The sequence below is a fragment of the Bacteroides gallinaceum genome, from assembly GCF_030373775.1.
In the GTDB taxonomy this organism is placed as follows: domain Bacteria; phylum Bacteroidota; class Bacteroidia; order Bacteroidales; family Bacteroidaceae; genus Phocaeicola; species Phocaeicola excrementipullorum.
Genome location: NZ_JAUDEN010000029.1, coordinates 1 through 22,283, shown reverse-complemented (window position 1 = coordinate 22,283; position 22,283 = coordinate 1). Strand labels below are relative to the sequence as shown.

At 50.3% G+C, this 22,283-nt stretch carries 14 protein-coding genes, 2 tRNA genes and 1 pseudogene; 6 read left to right on the top strand and 11 right to left on the bottom strand.

The features are described 5' to 3' along the window. Window positions 1-128: 128 nt before the first annotated feature. From QUW60_RS12905 to QUW60_RS12880, 6 genes are all read right to left on the bottom strand, one after another. A complete protein-coding gene (locus tag QUW60_RS12905) occupies window positions 129-1,403 on the bottom strand; it encodes a sensor histidine kinase (RefSeq protein WP_289560951.1) in 1,275 nt (424 codons plus the stop codon). Then, on the bottom strand, window positions 1,400-2,077 hold the full coding sequence (locus tag QUW60_RS12900) for a response regulator transcription factor (RefSeq protein WP_258338850.1): 678 nt from the start codon (window positions 2,075-2,077) through the stop codon (window positions 1,400-1,402). The genes QUW60_RS12905 and QUW60_RS12900 overlap by 4 nt, the downstream gene beginning before the upstream one ends. Window positions 2,078-2,237: 160 nt before the next feature. Beyond that, the gene (gene glgP / locus QUW60_RS12895; RefSeq protein WP_258338851.1) at window positions 2,238-4,805 is read right to left on the bottom strand and encodes an alpha-glucan family phosphorylase; all 2,568 of its coding nucleotides are present in this window, start codon (window positions 4,803-4,805) and stop codon (window positions 2,238-2,240) included. A gap of 28 nt (window positions 4,806-4,833) precedes the next feature. After that, the gene (locus QUW60_RS12890; RefSeq protein WP_258338852.1) at window positions 4,834-6,507 is read right to left on the bottom strand and encodes a glycogen/starch synthase; all 1,674 of its coding nucleotides are present in this window, start codon (window positions 6,505-6,507) and stop codon (window positions 4,834-4,836) included. Between the two features lie 257 nt (window positions 6,508-6,764). Continuing rightward, window positions 6,765-7,433, bottom strand: coding sequence for a bifunctional 4-hydroxy-2-oxoglutarate aldolase/2-dehydro-3-deoxy-phosphogluconate aldolase (locus tag QUW60_RS12885; protein ID WP_258338853.1), 669 nt, complete (start codon window positions 7,431-7,433; stop codon window positions 6,765-6,767). Between the two features lie 32 nt (window positions 7,434-7,465). Beyond that, complete coding sequence (locus QUW60_RS12880; protein ID WP_289560948.1) at window positions 7,466-8,488, bottom strand: sugar kinase; 1,023 nt, start codon at window positions 8,486-8,488, stop codon at window positions 7,466-7,468. A 175-nt stretch (window positions 8,489-8,663) separates the two neighbouring features. On the opposite strand from QUW60_RS12880, the gene QUW60_RS12875 reads away from it, so the two are divergent. From QUW60_RS12875 to QUW60_RS12855, 5 genes and pseudogenes are all read left to right on the top strand, one after another. Next, a complete protein-coding gene (locus tag QUW60_RS12875) occupies window positions 8,664-9,764 on the top strand; it encodes a LacI family DNA-binding transcriptional regulator (RefSeq protein WP_375337988.1) in 1,101 nt (366 codons plus the stop codon). Window positions 9,765-9,817: 53 nt separating this feature from the next. After that, window positions 9,818-11,121: pseudogene (locus tag QUW60_RS12870) on the top strand (Na+/H+ antiporter NhaC family protein). Between the two features lie 82 nt (window positions 11,122-11,203). Next, a tRNA-Arg gene (locus QUW60_RS12865) sits at window positions 11,204-11,277 on the top strand. A gap of 38 nt (window positions 11,278-11,315) precedes the next feature. Further along, window positions 11,316-11,389 (top strand) — tRNA-Arg (locus QUW60_RS12860). A 96-nt stretch (window positions 11,390-11,485) separates the two neighbouring features. Beyond that, complete coding sequence (locus QUW60_RS12855) at window positions 11,486-12,643, top strand: serine hydrolase domain-containing protein (RefSeq protein ID WP_258338856.1); 1,158 nt, start codon at window positions 11,486-11,488, stop codon at window positions 12,641-12,643. Between the two features lie 3 nt (window positions 12,644-12,646). Here QUW60_RS12855 and QUW60_RS12850 read toward each other — a convergent pair whose 3' ends face one another. Together QUW60_RS12850 and QUW60_RS12845 are read right to left on the bottom strand one after the other, a co-directional pair. Then, on the bottom strand, window positions 12,647-13,813 hold the full coding sequence (locus QUW60_RS12850; RefSeq protein ID WP_289560945.1) for a MalY/PatB family protein: 1,167 nt from the start codon (window positions 13,811-13,813) through the stop codon (window positions 12,647-12,649). 18 nt (window positions 13,814-13,831) lie between these two features. Further along, window positions 13,832-15,232 carry an MATE family efflux transporter gene (locus QUW60_RS12845; RefSeq protein WP_375337989.1) on the bottom strand — a complete coding sequence of 467 codons (1,401 nt, stop codon included), beginning with the start codon at window positions 15,230-15,232 and terminating at the stop codon, window positions 13,832-13,834. 287 nt (window positions 15,233-15,519) lie between these two features. On the opposite strand from QUW60_RS12845, the gene QUW60_RS12840 reads away from it, so the two are divergent. Further along, window positions 15,520-18,774: a S41 family peptidase gene (locus tag QUW60_RS12840; protein WP_289560943.1), complete on the top strand. Its 3,255-nt coding sequence runs from the start codon at window positions 15,520-15,522 to the stop codon at window positions 18,772-18,774. Between the two features lie 211 nt (window positions 18,775-18,985). Here QUW60_RS12840 and QUW60_RS12835 read toward each other — a convergent pair whose 3' ends face one another. The 3 genes from QUW60_RS12835 to QUW60_RS12825 form a co-directional block, all read right to left on the bottom strand. After that, complete coding sequence (locus tag QUW60_RS12835) at window positions 18,986-19,684, bottom strand: flavodoxin (protein ID WP_289560941.1); 699 nt, start codon at window positions 19,682-19,684, stop codon at window positions 18,986-18,988. Between the two features lie 190 nt (window positions 19,685-19,874). Further along, window positions 19,875-20,876, bottom strand: coding sequence for a DUF6282 family protein (locus QUW60_RS12830; protein WP_289560939.1), 1,002 nt, complete (start codon window positions 20,874-20,876; stop codon window positions 19,875-19,877). Between the two features lie 171 nt (window positions 20,877-21,047). Beyond that, window positions 21,048-22,223 carry an aldo/keto reductase gene (locus tag QUW60_RS12825; RefSeq protein WP_258338862.1) on the bottom strand — a complete coding sequence of 392 codons (1,176 nt, stop codon included), beginning with the start codon at window positions 22,221-22,223 and terminating at the stop codon, window positions 21,048-21,050. Window positions 22,224-22,283: the final 60 nt, after the last annotated feature.

The following is a 22,283-nucleotide window of genomic DNA, read 5'->3' as shown; positions in this document are numbered from 1 at the left end:
CTGAAAGGAATTTGCTTAGCTCTGCAGAGTGGACGGAATAATCCAATAAGAACAGCACACTGATGAGCTGGAGAAAAGAGCAAGCGAACACAAACTCGCTGCCCTCCCCTGCCATTAACCCAGGCGTTCTAATTCATGGAAACGGAGAAAACATGCATGCCGCCCTGAAAGGCATAAGTTATTTGCAGGTCGTATGCATTGCAGATTGACTTGACCAGCGCAAGCCCCAGTCCTGTAGATCCCTCCCTCGCAGAGTTTCCTTTATAAAAACGTTCGAAAATCCGCTTTCCGTCAAGCGGGGCGTCACCCGTATCAGCTATCTCAAACGATGAAGACGTGAAACGGACCGAAATCTCTCCTCCTTCCTTTCCATGTACAAAAGCATTCTTCAGCAGGTTAGTCACCAGCACCGTAGCCAGCGATTCGCTCATTTCCAGGCGGAAACACCCCTGCTCGTCTACGTTCACCCGAATCCGACGGTAGGAGTACGCTTCCTTATAATCCTCCAGATACGACTCAAACAGCTTATCCAGGCACACCGTACGGACATCGCTGAACTGGCGGTTGTCTATCTTGCAGAACAGAAGCAGCGAACGGTTCAGCCGCGTCAGATTCTCAAGCGTCTGATGCGTCTTCATCAGTTCCGAAAGCTGCTTCTCGTTTAAAGAATCATCTTCCATCATCATCTCCAGCCTGTTCCGGCAGATGGCAAGCGGGGTCTGCATCTCATGCGAAGCGTTGCCGATAAACAGTTTCTGCTGCTCAAACAATTCGTGGCTCCTTTCCGATGCAGAATTGATGGCCTCGTTCAGCTTGCGGAATTCCACAATCGGCAATTTCTCGTCCAGCTTCACGCTCGTATCCCCCAAATGATAGTCCTCCAGCCACTTCAGCAAGTGATAAAGCGGTTTCATGTTGCGGTGGAACACCCATGCGTTCACCGCCAGAATCATCAGGAAAAGCAGGACATACAGAAACACGATCCATCCCAATATCGCACGCTGCAAGTCGAACTTCTCGATGGTAGGCGTATAGACCACCAGTTCCATGAAAGTCCCGTCATCACGCTGGAAGATTGTCATCAGCACACGCGCAGGTTCTTTTTCAGACTTTTCGGTAATATAAACCATCTCGTCACGATACGAAATGCGCGGGTAAGCGCGCGCATAGCTTTCGCTCACCTCATACAGAAAATACTGGTTGTTCGATCCGTTGCTGGCATCAGGCATTTCTTCTCCCGACAGCGAACGCACAATCAGCGACTCTGCATAAGTTTCCAGCGAGTCGTCCACTTCATCGTTCACTTCCTCCATCACCGCCAGGTAAAACAGCACAGCCCAGCAAGTGAGAATCACTATCAATGCGGCCGACATGCGCCACATCACGAGATGAAAAAGTTTCATTCTACCACAAATTTATATCCGATACCATACACAGCCTTCAACTCAGGCGTAGCTCCGTTTTCCTTCAGATGTTTGCGCAGATTCTTTATCTGGGCATAGATGAAGTCGAAATTGTCCACCTGGTCTATATGGTCGCCCCATACCGCCTCGGCCAATGTGCTCTTGTTGACCAGCCTTCCCGGGCGCGCCATGAAATAGAACAGGATGTCATACTCCTTACGGCTCAGTTCCACTTCCTTTCCGCCAATAATCACCTTGAACTGGTCAGGCATGATTTCGATGTTTCCATACTGCACCTTTCTTTCTCCCTCCCTCATGTTGCGGCGGAACAGACTTTTCAGGCGTGCATGCAGTTCGGCCAGATGATAAGGCTTCGGCAGATAGTCGTCTGCGCCCAGATCAAGTCCCTTCACCTTGTCTTCAAGCGAGTCTTTTGCCGAAAGAATAATGACGTTGGTGCGTTTGCCCATGGCATGAAGCTCGTCGAGCAAGTCGAGCCCCGACCCGTCGGGCAGCATGATATCCAGCAGGATGCAGTCGTAATCATAGTCCTCAATCTTGCGCAAAGCTGTCATATAGTCGGGTGCCTGCGAAACGACATAACGTTCCTTTTCAAGTGAACGTGTAGTGATTTCGCGCAAATCCGCATCGTCTTCTACCAATAGAATTTTCATAGCCTGAGTCAAATTTTGATTTTACAAATATAGTCTTTTCAGACAAATGGAAAAAATTTTTGCTTTCCATTGACAAGAAAGCCGCTGCTTTGCAAAGCAACGGCTTTCTTTCGGTGCCAGAGCATCCGCTCCGGACAAGTGTCATAAATAAAGTATCCGATTATTCGTTGAACCAGCGGACATAGCAGAAGTCCTGACGGTGCGGCATGTCAGCATTCTTCGGGAACATACGGTAAGAAACCTTGAAGCTTCCTGCATTTGACAGGCTGGCCGTCAACTGGAATGTATACAGGTCGCCTTCGTTCTTCACCATTTCCATCGGAGAAACCGAGTAAATATATTCCTTTCCTTCAGCGTTAGTGTAAGTAACCACCATTTCAATGCCGACAGCATCCTTCAGTCCCTTCTCGTCAACCACACAAGTGATGGTGTAGTCTTTTCCACTCTCAACATTGCCCTGACGCAGTTCCTGGTCTTTGCTGAGTGAAACCACCTGAATAGAATCCCATTTGGCCACAACTTCTTCTTTCCATGCAGCCAGTTCCTTAGCCTTGGCAAAGTCGTTGGCAATCAGCTTGCGGTAACGTTCAGCCTCCTTGTTGTAGAACTTCGAGAAATAGTCGTCAAGCTGACGCTTCATTGTGTAGTGCGGAGCAATCTGTGCGATAGAATTCTTGATTGTTCTGATCCATCCTTCAGAGAATCCCTTCTTGTTGCGCGCATAGTACAGCGGAAGAATTTCTGTTTCCAGAATGCTGTAGATTGTTGCAGCATCCAACTGGTCCTGATGTTCCTGATTCTGGTAAGTACGCTTTTCCGTCAACGCCCAGCCTGCACCTTCACGATAACCCTCGAGCCACCATCCGTCGAGTACGGAGAAGTTGATGACACCGTTCATCAGCGCCTTTTCGCCCGATGTTCCGGATGCTTCAAGCGGACGTGTCGGCGTATTCATCCAAATATCAACGCCCGAAACCAGACGGCGGGCAAGCTTCATGTCGTAGTTTTCCAGGAAAATGATCTTTCCGAGGAATTCCGGACGCTTGGAAATCTCAACAATCTTCTTGATCAGTCCCTGACCTGCACCATCGTGCGGATGAGCCTTGCCTGCAAACAGGAACTGAACCGGATAGTCCGGATTGTTGACAATCTTGGCCAGACGGTCCAAGTCGGTGAACAGCAGGTGCGCACGCTTATACGTTGCAAAACGGCGGGCGAAACCGATCAGCAGCGCGTTCGGATTGATCTTGTCCATCAAAGCCACCACGCGCGAAGGATCACCCTGGTTCTTCAGCCAAGAATTGCGGAACTCGTTGCGGATATAGTTGATCAGCTTGTTCTTCAGTGCCACGCGCGTATTCCAGATTTCTTCATCGGGCACATTATAGATGCGTTCCCAAATCTTCGCGTTCGACTGGTCCTTCATGAAGTTCTTGTCGAAGTATTTGCCATAGAGTGCCTTCCACTCAGAAGCGCACCATGTCGGGAAATGCACACCGTTCGTAACATATCCCACGTGGTTTTCTTCGGGGAAATATCCTTTCCAGATACCGGAGAACATCTCCTGTGAAACTTTCCCGTGCAGCCAGCTTACACCGTTCACTTCCTGACAAGTGTTACATGCGAAAGTAGACATGCAGAAGCGTTCATTCGAATCGCCCGGATTGGTACGTCCCAAATCCATCAGATCCTGCCAGCTGATGCCCATACGTTGCGGATAACCGCCCATATATTTTCCGAACAGACCTTCGTCAAAGTAGTCGTGGCCTGCGGGAACCGGAGTATGCACGGTATACAACGAAGAAGCGCGCACCACTTCGAGTGCTTCGTCAAATGACAGACCGCCTTCTACGTATTCGCACAGACGCTGCACATTGCACAGAGCCGCATGTCCTTCGTTGCAGTGATAGATATCCTTCTTGATACCCAATCGCTTGAGCAGCAGCACACCGCCGATACCCAACAGAATTTCCTGCTTCAGACGGTTTTCCCAGTCACCGCCATACAGCTGGTGAGTGATGGGACGGTCGAACTGGCTGTTCATTTCGTTGTCAGTATCCAGCAAATACAAAGGCACACGTCCTACATTAACTTTCCACACGAATGCGTGTACATAATAGTTAAGATACGGCACATCCAGCACAAGCGGCTGTCCGTTTTCATCGTTCACGCGTTCGATAGGCAGACTTCCGAAGTTCTGCGCTTCATAGTTTGCAATCTGCTGTCCGTCCATAGACAGGCTCTGAGTGAAATATCCGTAACGATACAGGAAGCCTATACCGCACATGTCAACATTGCAGTCGGAAGCCTCTTTCAGGTAGTCGCCGGCCAAAATACCCAGACCGCCGGAATATATTTTCAACACATGGGTCATACCGTACTCCATGCAAAAATAAGCTACAGACGGGCGCGTAGAATCAGGCTTTTCGCTCATATAAGCCTTGAACTTTGCATAAATTTCTTCAATTCTCCCCAATACCTCTTTGTCTACAGACAACGCCTCCAGTTTTTCATAGCTCAGACGTTCCAACAGGGCGACAGGGTTCTGTCCTACCACACTCCACAGTTCCGGATCGAGTTCTTTAAACATTTCAATTGCTTCATCGTTCCATGACCACCAAATGTTGCGGGCCATTTCTTCCAGCATCTTCAATGATTCAGGAATACGAGATTTCACAGTAACCTCTTTCCAAACAGGAGCATTCGCACAATTTGTTTTAATTCTCATATCTCAAAAACTTAAAAAAAATCACAAATCAGTTGTCTTTTCGAGCCAGACGTTCCGTCCTGTTCCGCAGAGCGAAATCGTATGCCTCATAATAATATTTTATAAAATGCTTCCACAAGGCTTTTTCCGCAATATTTTCCGCTTTCTGCCGGATAGCAAGCACATCCTTTCCGTCAAGCGAAGAAAATTCAGAAACCGTATCCTTAATGGCATCGGCCACTTCCGAATAGTTGTAGTCGGTGCGGTGGATAACTTTCACGCCGTCTTCCAGCATGCCATAATGTCCTTCAACCGAGTTCACCCACAGTCCGAACCCCGACAAGTCAGTCGTGATGGTCGGCACATGGAAAGCCACGCTTTCAAGCGGCGTATACCCCCACGGCTCATAATAAGAAGCATAGACAGTGAGGTCAAAGCCGATAAGCAAATCATAGTACGGCATATTCACGATACCATCCCTTCCGTCAAGATAACAGGGGACAAAAATCACCTTCACTTTCGTATCGGCCGCATTTGATATGTTCAGATACTTCAGCATGTCCAGCACCTGGTCGTGGCTCATATTGTGAAGCCAATGGGTGATAAACGGCACATGCAGCGGAGTATCAAACTTTTTGTCGCTGGCCAGACGCTCCTTCAAGTCTTCGCGGGCATCTCCCACCCATCCGGGCACATTGATGAATGCAACCACTTCCTTCTTCAGGTTTTTGTCGCGCGTAAGGCGGTTCAGGGCTTCCAGATAGACATTTATACCTTTGTTCTTGAACTCATAGCGTCCGCTGGTTCCCACAATCAGCGCATCCTCACTGATATCAGTACCCAGCAGCTTGTTTGCCAGATTCAGCAGAACCCCGCGTGCCTTCCTGCGCTTTTCGCTGAACGCATCGCCCTTGGGAACGAAATCGTCCTCAAACCCGTTCATCAAAACCACATCAGCAGGCTTGTCAAGCAATTCCTTGCATTCATTATTGGTAATTTCACTTACGGTGGTAAAGCAATCAACATTGTGCGCTGTCTGTTTTTCGATGGAATGTTTCGATTCCATATTCAGTTCGCGCGACATCTGGTCACCGTTGTAAGCAAAAAGATAATCATAGAGAGGCTTGTTGTTGCCGGCGATCGACCTGCCGATGGAAGTGGCATGTGTAGTGAAGATTGTAGCAATCTGCGGCAATGTTTTTCGGATATATAAGGCGCCCAATCCGGTCATCCATTCATGGGCTTGATAAATGACATTGTCTGAAGGCTTCAGGCAGAAACGGTAAAAACTTTCCAGCACTTTTCCTGCGGCATAGGAGAACATCGACGCTTCATCATAGTCACCGTAAGCGTGCAGCGAATCAACATTGAAATCTATCCACGCCTGCGTATAGATATCGTTTTTCTTAGCATAGAAAGGCGTAAAATCAACCAGAATGGCCATCGGTTTGCCGGGAATATTCCAGCGGCCCACTCTCACATTAAGCCCGTCCTTCTCTACCGCATGTTCACGCCATGCCTTCAACAGTTCATCATCAGAAATAAACGAAGGATTATCCTTGCCTTTCCAACAGTCAGGGCCAATAAAAAAAATCCTGTCCGGAAAATCTTCCTGCAAAGTTTTTGCTCGTGTTGACAAGACGGTATAAATACCTCCAACTTTATTACACACTTCCCAACTCGATTCAAAAATGTAATCAGGTTTCAAAAGCTGTTTCATCATCAATTTTTTTTATCCGGCGCAAATGTACAAAAAAAACCTTGAATTTGAGCAATTTTTGCTCAAGAAACTACAAAAACTTAATAAGGAGGACCGTTTTTTTTACAAGCCACACACACAGGGCATATCCACAGCAATCCGGCAAACGCAAATCCCGGAAACGTCAGCGCAACAGCAAAACACAAAAGCCCCGCCTTATGCTTTTTCAGGCACAGGCAGAGCTTTTCATTTATACACCTTTAAACAAAATGAATTTTTACTTATTTGCGTGCTTCGGCGATATAGCCAAGAGCCTCCTTACACTTTTCAGTAACGTAAGCCCAGTCTTCTGCAGCCACCTTGTCTTTCGGGAAGAGTTTGGAGCCCATGCCCACACAGAAAACACCCGCCTTAATCCAAGAGGTCAGATTTTCCTGAGTCGGCTCTACTCCGCCGGTAACCATCAGCTTTGACCACGGCATCGGAGCCAGCATACCTTTCACCAGTTTCGGCCCAAGCACATCACCCGGGAAAACCTTGCAAAGGTCGCACCCAAGTTCCTGAGCAAAACCTACTTCTGAAACGCTGCCACATCCCGGAGTGTATGCCACCAGACGACGGTTGCAGACTTTTGCTATTTCAGGGTTGAACAGCGGACCTACCACAAAGTTGGCACCTAGCTGCAAATAAAGGGCAGCCGTAGCCGGATCAACGACAGAGCCGACACCCATCGCCATTTCAGGACATTCCTTGGCAGCAAACTTAACAACTTCAGCAAACACTTCGTGCGCAAAGTCACCGCGGTTGGTGAATTCAAACGCACGGACACCGCCGTCATAACATGCCTTTACAACTTTCTTCGCAACTTCCGCATCCTTGTGATAGAATACGGGAACCATTCCGGTTGAACCGATCTTGTTCAACACAGCTATCTTATCAAATTTTGCCATTTTATTTCCGATTTACAGGATTCATTTATAAATTATCTCTGAACACGTCCGCTTGCATCACCGCCAGCCAAAGCTTCAACTTCCTCAGCAGAAACCAGATTGAAGTCACCGTTGATGGTATGCTTCAAGGCTGATGCCGCAACAGCAAATTCCAAGGCTTCACCCTGATTCGGTTTGGTGAGCAGTCCGTGAATAATACCTCCGGAGAACGAGTCACCGCCTCCTACACGGTCAATAATCGGATTTATATCATAGTGCTTAGACACGTAGAAGTCCTCACCGTTATAAATCATAGCCTTCCAGCCGTTATGCGTTGCGGAGTAAGATTCGCGCAGCGTAGAAATGACATATTTGAATCCGAATTCCTTTGCCATTGCAGTAAAGATACCTTTGTACCCTTCCGCATCGGTCTTTCCGCCTTCAACGTCAGCATCCGGCTTGAATCCCAGACACAGCTCCGCATCCTCTTCGTTGCCGATACAAACGTCCACATACTGCATCAGCGGCTTCATGATAGACTGCGCCTTTTCTTTTGTCCACAGCTTCTTGCGGAAATTCAAATCAACGGAAACAGTTACTCCATGACGCTTCGCAGCCTCACAAGCCAGCCTGGTAAGTTCAGCAGCCTTGTCAGAAATTGCCGGAGTAATGCCCGACCAGTGGAACCAGTCAGCACCTTCCATGATAGCGTCAAAGTCGAAGTCAGAAGGATCAGCCTCAGCGATTGCAGAATGAGCGCGGTCATAAATCACCTTGCTCGGACGCATGGATGCTCCCGTTTCAAGATAATAGATTCCCACACGGTCGCCGCCACGAGCGATGTAATCGGTTTTCACGCCATACTTGCGCAATGCGTTCACTGCGCTCTGCCCGATTTCGTGTTTCGGCAGCTTAGTTACGAAATAAGCGTCGTGTCCATAGTTGGCACAGCTCACAGCCACATTTGCTTCACCACCGCCATAAACAACATCAAAGTTGTCTGACTGAACAAAACGAGTATTGCCCGGAGTAGACAATCTCAACATGATTTCGCCTAAAGTAACAATTTTTCCCATTGTAATTCTTTTTATGCTTGTTGTAAAATTAATGTGTCTTCCAAACACAGCGGACTTCAATTTTATGACAAATCTCCCGTTCTGTGCACGCACACAAAGGTACGATTAATTTTTTAAATACCAAAAAAAGTAATATATTTGTATCGATAATAATTTTTTTTACAAAAAGCTCTTCATGAAGACAAACATAGACAATCAGCAAGAACGGATTCGGATCAAGGACATCGCACGCCTGGCAGGAGTTTCCGTAGGAACAGTAGACCGGGTGCTTCATTCACGCTCCGGCGTATCAGCAGCCAGCCGGGAAAAGGTAGAAGAAATCTTGCAGCAACTTAACTATCAGCCGAATATGTACGCAAGCGCCTTGGCATCAAATAAAAAATACAGGTTTGCCTGCCTCTTTCCGGCGCACGCCGAAGAAGACTACTGGGTAGATGTAGAAAACGGAATGGGCCAGGCCATAACCGCCTTTTCAGACTTCCACGTATCGCTCCAGTCTTTCTGCTACGACCAGTACGAATCCGGATCATTCACAGAAGAGGGAGAAAAAGTGCTGAACGCGCGCCCCGACGGTGTAGTTCTTTCACCCGCCAGCGAAGAAGAAACCAAAGAACTTGCACACAAACTGCGGGAGGCCAATATACCTTATATATTTATAGACTCAAATATTCCCAATCTTTCTCCACTCGCCTTTTTCGGACAACATGCCCAGAAAAGCGGCTACTTTGCAGCACGTATACTTCACCTGCTCGCCATGGGAGCTAATGAAATAGTCGTATTCCGGCTGATTTATGAAGGACGGCTAGGCTCCAACCAGCAGCTCCACCGCGAAAGAGGCTTTTATGAATACATGAAAACATGTTGCCCGGAGATGAAGATAAGGGAACTGAATCTCTATGCGAAACAACCGGAGCAGAACGAAAAACTGATGAATGAGTTTTTCAGCGCCCACCCGGACATCAAGTGCGGCATTACCTTCAATTCAAAAGCGTATATAATCGGCGAATACATGCAAGCATACGGGAAAAAGGACTTTCATCTCATGGGATATGACCTGCTGCGAAGAAATGTCGCATGCCTTCAAAACGGCTATATCGACTTCATTATAGCCCAGCAGCCCACCGTTCAGGGATACGACAGCATCGAATGTCTTTGCAATCATCTGATCCTCAAGAAAAGGGTAAAGAGCTGCAACTACATGCCTATCCACCTGATTTCTGTAGACAACATCGACTTTTACTTCGACACACATGTCTATGACAGTGCGAACGACTGACATTCAGACGGAAAAGTGTTATATTTGCGCGTTCTTAACTACAGATATGGAAAATGGACTATAACAAACTGACCCCTATTGTCAACAAGCCGAGCGCATGGGCCTTAAGCCCGTTAGCGGTATTCTTGTGCATGTACCTTGTCACATCGTTAATAATCAACGACTTTTATAAAGTGCCCATTACCGTCGCTTTCATGGTGGCTTCCATCTACTCAGTGGCAACAACCAAAGGACTGAGTCTGAACGACCGCCTTATCCAATATTCCAGCGGAGCAGCAAACAAAAACATCATGCTCATGATCTGGATTTTCATCATGGCGGGAGCCTTTGCCGAGTCGGCCAAAGCAATGGGTGCTATTGACGCCACCGTAAATCTCACCATGCAGCTGCTTCCGGGAAACCTGCTTCTTGCAGGAATCTTTCTTGCATCCTGCTTCATCTCCCTGTCAATCGGAACTTCTGTAGGAACGATCGTCGCACTCGTTCCCGTTGCAGCAGGCATTGCTTCCAAAACGGATGTCAGCGTCGTATTCATGACCGCAATCGTAGTTGGGGGAGCGTTTTTCGGCGACAACCTATCGTTCATTTCCGACACAACCATTGCCGCCACGCGCACTCAGGGCTGCGTAATGCGCGACAAGTTCCGCGTTAATTTCATGATTGCAATACCCGCTGCCCTCGTTGTCTTCATATACTATATTATATACGGCAGCCACATAGAAGTCACCCATCCTGCCAGTCCGGTCGAATGGGTCAAAGTGATTCCATACATTATCGTATTAGGCACTGCCATAACCGGACTGAACGTGATGCTTGTGCTGATTCTCGGAATACTCTCGGCAGGCATCATCGGCATGTGCTATGAAAGCTTCGACGTGTACGGCTGGTTCGGAAGCATGGGACAGGGAATCGTAGGCATGGGAGAACTATCATCATTACCTTAATGGCAGGAGGCATGCTCGAACTCATACGCTTCAACGGAGGGATAGACTACATCCTGCATAAGCTTACCCGGCATATCAAAAGCAAACGGGGAGCTGAACTGAGCATTGCCGCCCTTGTGAGCCTGGCCAACGTCTGCACCGCCAACAATACCATTGCCATCATTACTGTCGGGCCTCTCGCCAGTGACATTGCCGACGAGTATCATGTGGACAAACGGAAAAGCGCCAGTATCCTTGACACATTCTCGTGCGTGGTGCAGGGCATCATTCCTTACGGAGCACAAATGCTGATAGCGGCCGGACTGACGCAGCTTTCTCCTCTCAGCATCGTCTGTTACCTGTATTATCCGATGGCTTTAGGCATAGCGGCACTGCTCAGCATCCTGCTGCATTATCCCAAGCGTTACTCCTGAATGCGGCTGCATGATAAAAAAGTCAATCCGTTATTTGTATATCTCGAAAGAAAACTCTACCTTTGCATCCGCAATTGAGGATGGTTCCGTAGCTCAGCTGGATAGAGCAACAGCCTTCTAAGCTGTGGGTCCCGCGTTCGAATCGCGGCGGAATCACTTAAAAGCTTTACAAATATCACACATCACACAAGGATGGTTCCGTAGCTCAGCTGGATAGAGCAACAGCCTTCTAAGCTGTGGGTCCCGCGTTCGAATCGCGGCGGAATCACTTAAAGGATCGGACAATATCTGAAAATAAATCAGATTTGTCCGTTTTTTTGTTGCAATTTCTTATCTTTGGGGCAATGTATAAACATCGCCTTCTATGGACAGGAAACGAAAAAGAATACTTCTATATATCTCTGCGGGAATCCTGCTGGCTGCCGCAATTTATGTCTCACTCCCTTATTACGCACGCCAGGCACTGATTCATCTGATGCCCGTCATCGACGACCTCAACACATTTCATCGTGACACGGTGCATAACACCCCTTCTGCGGTATGGTTCTGGCCCCATACCAACGACTATAACCGTCATCGCCTTTCACCCGAAGATTCCGCTTATCTGGATGAGCTGAAAACTGTAGCCTTTCTCGTTATCCAGCACGACAGTATTGTATTCGAGAGTTACCGGAACGGGTGGAACGACAGCCTTACATCCAACATCTATTCAGCAACAAAGACCATAGTAGGACTTCTTGCCGGAATAGCTCTTGACGAAGGAAAAATCCACAACCTTGACGATCCGGTAAGCACTTACATTCCTCAATACACAAAAGGAAAACAAAAAGAAGTAACAGTCCGCAACCTGCTCACCATGAGTGCCGGGATGGACTGGGACGAATCGTATGCCTCCCTGTTCTCCGTAACGACCCACGGCTATTACGGAAACGACCTGTACAAGCTAGTTACAGAACTGGATGTCAACGAACAACCCGGCATACAATATTCTTACCGGAGCGGCGAAACGCAGTTGCTGGCATTTGTCATCGAAGCCGCCACCGGACAGACGCTCAGCAAATATGCGGAAGAAAAATTATGGAAGCCGATGCAGGCGGAACGCAATGCCTACTGGCTTTTAGACAAGAAAGGCGGTGACGAGAAAGCATTCTGCTGCTTCCATACCACCGCCCGTGACATAGCGCGCCTTGCACGGCTCATGCTCCATCGCGGAAACTGGAACGGTCGGCAGCTTGTTTCGGAAAAGTACTTGAGCGAAGCCATGACTCCCGCATCCTACCTCAAAGACCAATGGGGCAAGGATTCGCTGGACTATTATGGTTTCCAGACATGGATCATGCACTACCGCGGACAGACAAACCCCTATATGCGCGGTATGCTCGGACAATATGCCATAGCTATCCCCTCACACGATGCGATCGTTGTCAGGTTGGGACACAAGCGAAGCGACATATACCGCCGTGAACTTACCACCGACATTATCCGTTACATGGACATCGCGATGAAAATACTCAACCGCTGACAATTACTTGTTATTCTTCACGAAAGCAAGAAAACGGTTCAGACCGTCCGCTACCCTTTCACGCGGACAGGCAAGATTCCAGCGCATGAAGTTATCGCCATCCTTACCATAAATCGCTCCCGCATTCAGCCAGAGCTTTGCTTCCTTCTGAAGCCTTACGCCCAGTTCTTCCGAAGGAATGTGAAGAGCGGAACAGTCCATCCATGCGAGGTAAGTGCCTTCAAGCACCGCCAGCGGAAATTCCGGCAGATTCACTGCACAGAAATCCTTCATGAACTTGTAGTTTTCCCCAATATAGCCTACGAGCTGGTCAAGCCATTCCTCCCCTTCATTGTATGCCGCAATGGTAGCAATTACGCCGAACGGATTCACGTCGCACACTTCGTTGACATTGATGGCACGGTCTATCTTCCGGCGGATTTCATCGTCCGGAGCGATTATATTTGCAATCTGCAGTCCGGCAATGTTGAAAGCCTTGCTTGGAGAAATGCAGGTAACTGAATGCTTCAGGAATTCTTCAGAAATGGAAGCAAACGGCAGATGCTTGTGTCCTGGATAAACCAGCTCGCAATGGATCTCGTCTGAAATGACCAGCACATTGTGACGGATGCAGATTTCGCCCAGCCTTACCAGCTCTTCATGCGTCCACACTCTTCCGGCTGGATTATGAGGATTGCAGAGAACCAGCACTTTGGCGCGCGGGTCTGCCGCCTTGCGCTCCAGATCTTCATAGTCCATACGGTAAGTCTGTCCGGCATAGATAAGCGGATTGCTCAAGATTTCACATCCGTTGTTACGCACCGAAGAAAAGAAACAGTTGTAAACAGGAGTCTGGAGAATCACCTTGTCACCCGGCTCAGTCATAGCCTTGATAATTGCCGAAATAGCCGGAACCACCCCCGAAGTATAAATGAACCAGTCCTTCTTTGTCTTCAAGCCGTGCCGGCGGTCCAACCAGCTGATTACAGCCTGGTAATATTCGTCCGGCACACGGGTATACCCGAAAATGCCGTGAGCCACACGTTTCTGTAATGCTTCCACGATGGCAGGGGCCGTTCGGAAGTCCATATCAGCCACCCACATGGGCAGCATCTCAGAATCGGCAGAAGCATCCCATTTGATACAGTTCGTGTTCCGCCTCGAAATCATTTCATCAAAATTGTATTTCATCTTCTATGCTAAAATATGTTAGGTTTGACTTATCTTGTATCGTTTTTCCATCCATTTGCCGCGCTCCAGACGTATCAGAAAAATCGTTCCGCGGAAACACAGCTCGATGCACATGGCCAGCCATACTCCTCGCAGCCCCATAGTCGGAGCCAGCCAGAAAGCGAGCGTCAGGCGCACCGCCCATATACTGAAGAAATTCATCAGACTGGGCACCAGCGTTCCGCCTGCACCCACAAACACACCGTATGCAACAATAGACGCAGCAAACATCGGTTCGGCAAACGCCTCTATGCGCAACACAGAAGTGCCCAGTGTGCGAATTTCTTCGACAGGCGTCATTATACCTATAATCTGGGGAGCGAACACGTACATCAGCACGCCCATAAACGCCATTACGCCCATTCCCATATAAACCGTCATACGCGAGAATCTCCGTGTCAGCTCCCTTCTTCCGGCACCCAGACTCTGCCCCACCAGGGTTGTAGCCGCATCCGAAATACCGTAGCCCGGCATATAGCAAAGACTTTCGGCAGTGATGGCAAACGAATTGGCTGCAATGGCAATAATGCCGAGCGGGGCCACGATTACAGTTGTCATGATTTGCGCCCCGCAGATCACCACATGCTCCAGTCCCATAGGCAGACTAATATGGGCTGCCTGCTTCAAAACGGCTCTGCGCGGAATAAACCGGCCCTTCTCGCCCGTAAGTTTCAGTTCAGGCGAGCGGGTAACCAGGTAACCCATCATCAACGCAGCCACAACGACCTCGGCAAAAACCGTTCCCAAAGCAGCTCCTTCCACTCCCAAGCCTGCCCCCGGCATCCGGAACGTGCTGCCGAACAGCTCCACATCGCGCGTAGGGAATATCAGGAAGAAATTGAATATGACATCAAGCACACACATCAGTATGTTCAGCATACTCGGAATACGCATATTGCCGCTGCACCTGAGCATGCCTCCGGCCAGAAAGTTCAGTTGCAGCATAGGCAAGAAAAGCGAAAAAATGAGAAAGTACAGAGAAGAATCGCGCCGTATAACCGGATCTCCTCCCAGCCAACGGGGAAGCGAACCGCTGATGGCTACCCCGGCCAGTCCAAGCAGCAGACTGAAGACAAAGACGGAAACGATTGACTGGCGCAGCACAGCCCGCGCCCTTTCCATATCGCCGGCTCCTATCAGATGCGCCACCTGCACGGAGAAACCCGTAGCCGCAGCAGAACATACTCCCCAAAACAGCCACGTTGTTGTAGATACCAGTCCGATGGAAGCCGACGCATTGGCTCCCAGACTTCCCACCATCGACGCATCGATATACTGCATAAGGATGGACGAAAGCTGCGCCACAATTGCGGGCACACTCAGTTGGACGGTCAGCCATAATTGCTGCCTTCCTGTCATGGGCTTTCCCTGACGGATCATCGCCAGCAGGCTGTTGGTTTCGTTCTTTATCTTGCTCACTTTGTTTTTCTCTTTTTGACGCTGCAAAAATACAAGGATTGTCTGATATATGTTGTATATAAATTACGGCTTTCACAGATAATAACAGAAAAAGAAGGCTTGTCCTTTTCTTCGAGAGAAATTGCGAATTGTGTAACGAAGAACTGCCTGGTGCGCGTAGCAGACAAAATCCTGCCGGTGCACCGCTGGATTTCAATTTTTTCAGTTTAACTTTGTAATGGTTTAATCAAAAAAAACACAGAAGCAACATGAAGAAGCAATTCCTTTTCTCCCTGCTCGCCCTCAGCGCGGCGACGGGAGCCAAAGCCGACGGCAACGAAGCACGGCTGCTCCGCTTCCCCGCCACAAACGGCACGGACATCGTATTCTCCTACGCCGGCGACCTCTACACAGCACCCATTGCAGGCGGTGAGGCCCGAAGGCTGACATCGCACGTGGGCTATGAAATCTTTCCGCGTTTCTCGCCCGACGGCAAAACCATTGCTTTCACCGGCGAGTATGACGGCAACCGCGAGGTTTATATTATTCCCGCCGACGGAGGCGAACCCCGGCGTCTGACCTACACCGCTACCAATGCGCGCGACGATGTGGGCGACCGCATGGGGCCTAACAACATCGTGATGACCTGGACACCCAACGGCGAAGGTGTCGTCTACCGCAACCGCATCAGCGACGGCTTCGACGGACGCTTGTGGACAGCGCCTCTGTCTGACGGTATGCCTCAAGCTCTCCCTCTGCCCGAAGGCGGCTTTTGCAGCTATGCACCGGACGGCAAACGAATGGCCTACAACCGCGTCTTCCGCGAATTCCGCAACTGGAAATATTACCGCGGCGGCATGGCAGATGATATATGGCTTTACGATCCCGATGCCAAGAAAGTAGAGAATTTAACAAACAACGTGGCACAAGATATCTGCCCCATGTGGATCGGCGATGACATCTATTTTATCTCCGACCGCGACCGGACAATGAACCTTTTCGTCTACCACACCGCTACCCGACAGACGGAGAAAATAACCGACTATACCGACTACGACATCAAATTCCCCAGCACCGACGGCAAGCAGATTGTGTATGAACATGCCGGTTACCTCTACCGTTTCGATCCGCAGACAGGCAAGAACGAGCAGATCCGCATCACGCTCAACGCTGAAAACATCTATGCCCGCACCGAACAGAAGCATGTAGCCGACTATGTGACCGCAGCCAGACTTTCGGCCGACGGTAAACGCCTGGCCGTAACCGCACGTGGCGAAGTATTCGACGTGCCCGCCACAAAAGGTGTAACGCGCAACATTTCCCGTACCCCCGGCGCCAACGAACGCGAAGCCGACTGGAGTCCTGACGGACGATACATAGCCTACATCTCCGACCGCACGGGTGAAACTGAAATCTACTTGCAACCCGCTGAAGGAGGCGAACCCGTCCAACTGACCACAGGCAACGACACCTACATCCGCAGCCTCAGTTGGAGTCCCGACAGCAAGACTGTACTCTACACTGACCGCAAGAACCGTATTGTCACCGTAGACGTGGCCTCCAAGACAAAAAACATAGTCATGCAGAATCCCGAACAAGAATTCTACGGCGTGAACTTCTCACCGGACAGCCGCTGGATAACCTACACCAAGCCTGCTGCCAACGACTTTTCGGTAGTCTATGTCTACAACCTGGCCACAAAGCAGGAATATCCCGTTACGGAGAAATGGTACAATTCCTCTTCGCCCGTATTCAGCACTGACGGCAAATACCTGATTTTTGAATCCGACCGTGACTTCAACCCCATCTACGGACGTCTGGAATGGAACCATGTCTACACCCGCATGGGCGGCATTTACCTGGCTCTACTGACAAACGACACGCCTTCGCCTTTCCTGCCCGCAGACGAAGCGGTGAACAGCGACAAGGAGGAGGAAGCCGGCAAAGTTCCTGCCAAAGACGCGAAGAAGAAAGATATCAAGACTGAAGACAAGGCTGTGGAGATTGCTCCCGAAGGAATCGCAGGCCGTATCGTCAAGCTGCCCCTATCTGCCGGCAACTACTGGAACCTGTACAGCGACGGACAAACCGTGTGGTACTACGGCGACAATGGCACGCACGCCTTCAGTCTGAAAGACCAGAAGGACGAACTGATAGCCGAAAATGCTGTCATGGTACCCATGGATGGCAGCAAAAAGGTTCTCTACATGCGCGGCAACTCCCTCTATGTGGGCGAACTGTCCACACAAAAGGTTACACTGGACAACAAGGTATGTCTGGATGACATGGTGGCTCCGATAGACTATCAACAGGAATGGGCACAAATCTTCGATGAAGCCTGGCGTGCCTACCGCGACGGCTTCTACGTAGAAAACATGCACGGGGTGGACTGGAAAGCCATCAAGGAGAAATATGCCGTGCTGCTGCCTTATGTCAAGACACGCCTCGACCTGAACTATATCATCGGCGCAATGATTGCCGAACTGGCATGCGGACATGCTTACGTCAACCCCGGTGAATATCCAAAGCCCGAACGTATCGGCATGGGCCTGCTGGGTGCTGAACTGAGCCGCGACGAGCAAACAGGCTTCTACCGTATCGACAGAATACTTCCTGGCGCACCTTATAGCGAAAAGCTCCGCTCGCCTCTCACCGAACCGGGCATGAACATTGAAGAGGGCGACTATATCACAGCCATCGACGGTGTGCCTACCACCTCCGTGCGCAACATCTACCAGCTCCTTATCGGCAAAGCAGGCGTACTGACCGAACTGAGCATCAGCTCCAAGGCCGAAGCCGACGGTGCCCGCAAGGTTGTGGTAAGACCCACGGACAACGAATATCCGCTCTATCACTATAACTGGGTGCAAAAGAACCTGCGCCGTGTGGAAGAAGCCACCGATGGGCGCGTAGGATATATCTATATTCCCGATATGGGGCCTGAGGGCCTGAACGAATTTGCCCGCTACTTCTACCCGCAGCTCGACAAAGAAGCCCTCATCATCGACGACCGGGCCAACGGCGGAGGCAACGTATCGCCCATGATCATCGAGCGCCTGCTCCGCAAGCCCTACCGCATGACCATGTCGCGCACGTCTACCCGGACAGGCACCATTCCCGATGCCACACAGTACGGCCCGAAAATCCTGCTCATCAACAAATATTCGGCTTCTGACGGCGACCTATTCCCCTGGAGTTTCAAAGCCAACAAGCTGGGTACGGTCATCGGTACCCGCACATGGGGAGGCATCGTGGGCATCAGCGGTTCCCTGCCCTATATAGACGGCACAGACATCCGCGTGCCATTCTTCACCAACTACGATGCCAAGACCGGCCAGTGGATTGTGGAGAACCACGGCGTTGATCCGGACATCCTCATCGACAACGATCCCATCCGGGAACAATCCGGTACAGACCAGCAGTTGGAAAAGGCCATCGAAGTAGCTCTCGAGCAGTTGAAAGAGCGCAAGCCTCTGCCAGGCGTTCCTGAGCCTCGGACAATGAAAGATCTGGGAGTGAAATGATTCCGGAAATGCCAGAACCTGTTTTTAACGACAGCATTCATTTCTGACCAACGGGAACATAGCGGCAACGGCATCAAGCGACAGCCGCTATGTTCCCAATTTTTAAGCGTACCCATATCCGGCTCTGCCTCAGTCCGGACATCGCTTTCAAGAATGCTTTTCTGCTTTCGGAACATGCGCCGGCATCCCGCAGTTATCAGCTGCTTTCTTTTCAATTGGCGGCCGGCGAAACATAATTTATATCCTCCAGCCAGTCTGCCAGCATAAAATGACAGGCAGCAGTCTGCGACGAACGTATCCACAAGCTGGGTTCCATGAAATTCCCTTCCGGAATAAGGCGCTCGGCATCTGCTGCCACACCGCTGATGCCGCTGCTTGCACTCGACACGACAAGCCCGATATGCTTGCCAGCCATCCGGTCACCGTACCTGAAGAGAAAGGTCTGCATCGGAGCGGCCATGTTGCTCCACCACAACGGAGCGGCTACAATGATGATGTCATACTCATCCAGATTGTCTGCTGTCGTCCGGATGTCAGGGTAAGATGGAGCATCATCCGGATTGTTCCGTATGGCAGAAATCAGAGCACTCCCTACAGCATAGTTGTTGGCCGCATAGTCAATTCCCTCTTCGGCCGGCTCTACGCGCAGCACATCCGCATCGATCTGGGTCTGCAAATCAGAAACAATGGTATGCACATTGTTCGTGAAACTGTAATATACGATCAACGTATTTCCCGTCACCGGATCATCCGCCGCGCCAGGTTCTCCCCCATTACCACTGTCGACATCTTCCCCGTTGCTTCCGGGCTCTTCCGTCGGAGGTTCCTCCGTTGCCGGTTCGTTATCACTACAGGCTACAAAGCCTAATGTCAGTACTGTCATAAGCAGAAGATAAAAGAACTTTTTCATACGTATTTTATTTTTAGAAGATTTTCCATTCAAGCAATATTCACAAAACAGAAGCACGTCCCCGATAACATCCGAAAAATAAGCCTGAGCAAAATTAAACGACAGGCTCTTAATGAATGAAGATATTGTGCATATTTCTCAGATCACAGGCTTTTATTCCGGAGAAGTCTGTAAAACAGACAAACAGCCCTTAAGGTTCCGCCAGTCCGACCAATTCCGACGGATTGCGGCGTACCAGCAAGTCCACATCCTCCTGAGCCAGTCCGTTCCGTAACAGAGCCTCAATGCAGCGGCGCATTCCCTCAATCGGGTGCGGCATACCTGCCTGCCCCAGGTCTGTCGTAATGAAACTCCGTTCCGGATTGATGCGGGCAAAGGCAGCAAACGCCTCATCACTCAGCCGGATGAAGTCCGGCAACCCGGTTCCCGGTCCCCAAAGGTTGGTAAGGTAACTGTATTCTATCCATGCGCCGAGATCGATGCAACGCTTTATCTGCTCGTGGGTCATCGTCCAGATGCCGGAATTGGCATGAGTGACGACAAATTTCCCTACACCCACCTCGCGTGCCTTGCGTGCCAGCGTGATACATTCTTCGGGCGAAGAATGGCCGGTGGCAAAGATGATGCCGGCCTCCGCACAGATTTCCATGACACGCACCACTTCAGGCAACACCCTGCCACTGTCGTCCAGCACAGGTATACCCTCTTTCTTGCCGCAGCAGCTCAGATTCTGATACACGGCATCCTGCGTAGGCATCCAGATGCACCGGCACAATCCTCCGGTAGTGTTCACCGCTTTCTCGGCAGCAAAGGGATTAACCCGCCCGCCATGCACACGGTTCATGCACATGCTGCCGAACACCTCGAAATCGGGTACTGCCTGACGGATAAGATAAGCGCGGTCGTGACAACTGAAGTCGTTAGATTTGAACATTACAGCACGATAACCCGTCCGCCGGGCATCACGGACAAACGAAAGTTCGTCCGTGATCCGAACTTTGCTGTCGGGGGCACAATGCAAATGAATGTCGCACACACCGTGCAGCATTCCGTCCGCTGTATTTCCCGACTGTTCTTTTGGGCTTTTTCCTGACACGAAAGCACCGGCAGAAAGCATACTGCCTGCCATCACCGCACCGCCTGCCGCCACGCTCCGCTTCAGAAACGTGCGGCGTGAGATAGTTGTTTTCAATTCCTCATACATTTTTATAAAGCAATCCTGATTTCCTACAAACTTGTGCGTATTTTCACCTGTCTGCAACACCAAGAAGAACAATAGCAAAAGCTTTATTTGCAGCATAGACAATCAGCTGCATATCAAATGAGAGCAGGTTTCTGTTTCGGCACACCCACTGTTCAAGCTTCAGAAGCCCACCTGCTTCTGCTGTTCGGCGTTGTAGCGGTCGCCCGTCACCGGAATGGCGGCGACAGCATCTTCCAGCTGCTTCCATTCTTCAGCAGTCAGGGCAAAATCCAGCGTGCGCAGGTTCTCCTCGAGGTGCGAAAGCTTCGTTGTGCCGGGAATAGGAACAATCCACGGCTCTTTCTGCAAAAGCCAGCCGAGTGCAAGCTGCGCCGCAGTCATGCCCCGTTCGCGGCCGAAGCGCTGCAGGACATTCACTATACGGTAATTGGCACGCATGGCCTCGGGAGTGAAACGAGGCAGCGTAGTACGGTTGTCGTTGTGCGGATCGAATTCGGTATACTCATTCAGATCGCCGCCAAGAAAGCCCCGGTTCATCGGACTGTAAGGCACAAAGCCGATCCCTAGCTCACGGCATACGTCCAACACACCGTTCTTTTCCACATCACGGTGCATCAGGTGGTACTCGCTCTGGATAGCAGTCAACGGACAGACAGCATGTGCCTTGCGGATGGTTTCAGCACTGACCTCACACATTCCCCAGTGCAAGACCTTGCCTTCCTTCATCAAATCGGCGATAGTCCCAGCCACGTCCTCCACCGGCGTGTTGCGATCAAAACGGTGTTGGTAGAACATCGGGATGACATCGGTACGCAAACGTTTCAGCGATTCCTCACAGTAACGGCGGATGGTAGCCGGACGGCTGTCCTGACGTCCGGTAGCCTTGCCGTCTATGACTTCGTGTCCGAACTTGGTCGTCACGTTTACCTTCCCATGGAATGCGCCGAGAGCCTCACCAGCCAACTCTTCGTTGTTCAACGGACCGTAGATAATGGCAGTGTCGAACAGCGTCACGCCCCGGTCCATTGCCTCATGAAGCAGGCGGATACACTGCTTCTTGTCGGGATGACAGCTCCGGTTGTAAGTCATGCCCATCACGCCGAAGCCCAACGCTGATACCTCAAACGCCGCCTTTCCCGTGCCCAGCGTGCGGCGAGCGGCAACGGTTGCTGCTTTCGCATCGCCGGCAGACGTTGCCTTGCTTCCGGAAGCCGCACCAGTGGCTGCCTGTATCTTATCCAAAGCCGGAGAAACGGCCAATGCAGCACTCACGACAGCCGCCGTTTTCAGAAACCCCCGACGGCTGAAACCTTCTTTGTTGTTCAAATTTCCCATGTCTACGTGAGTTCGGGATAATCTTAAAACAAAACCAATTGTCTTGTATGTTCAATGGTA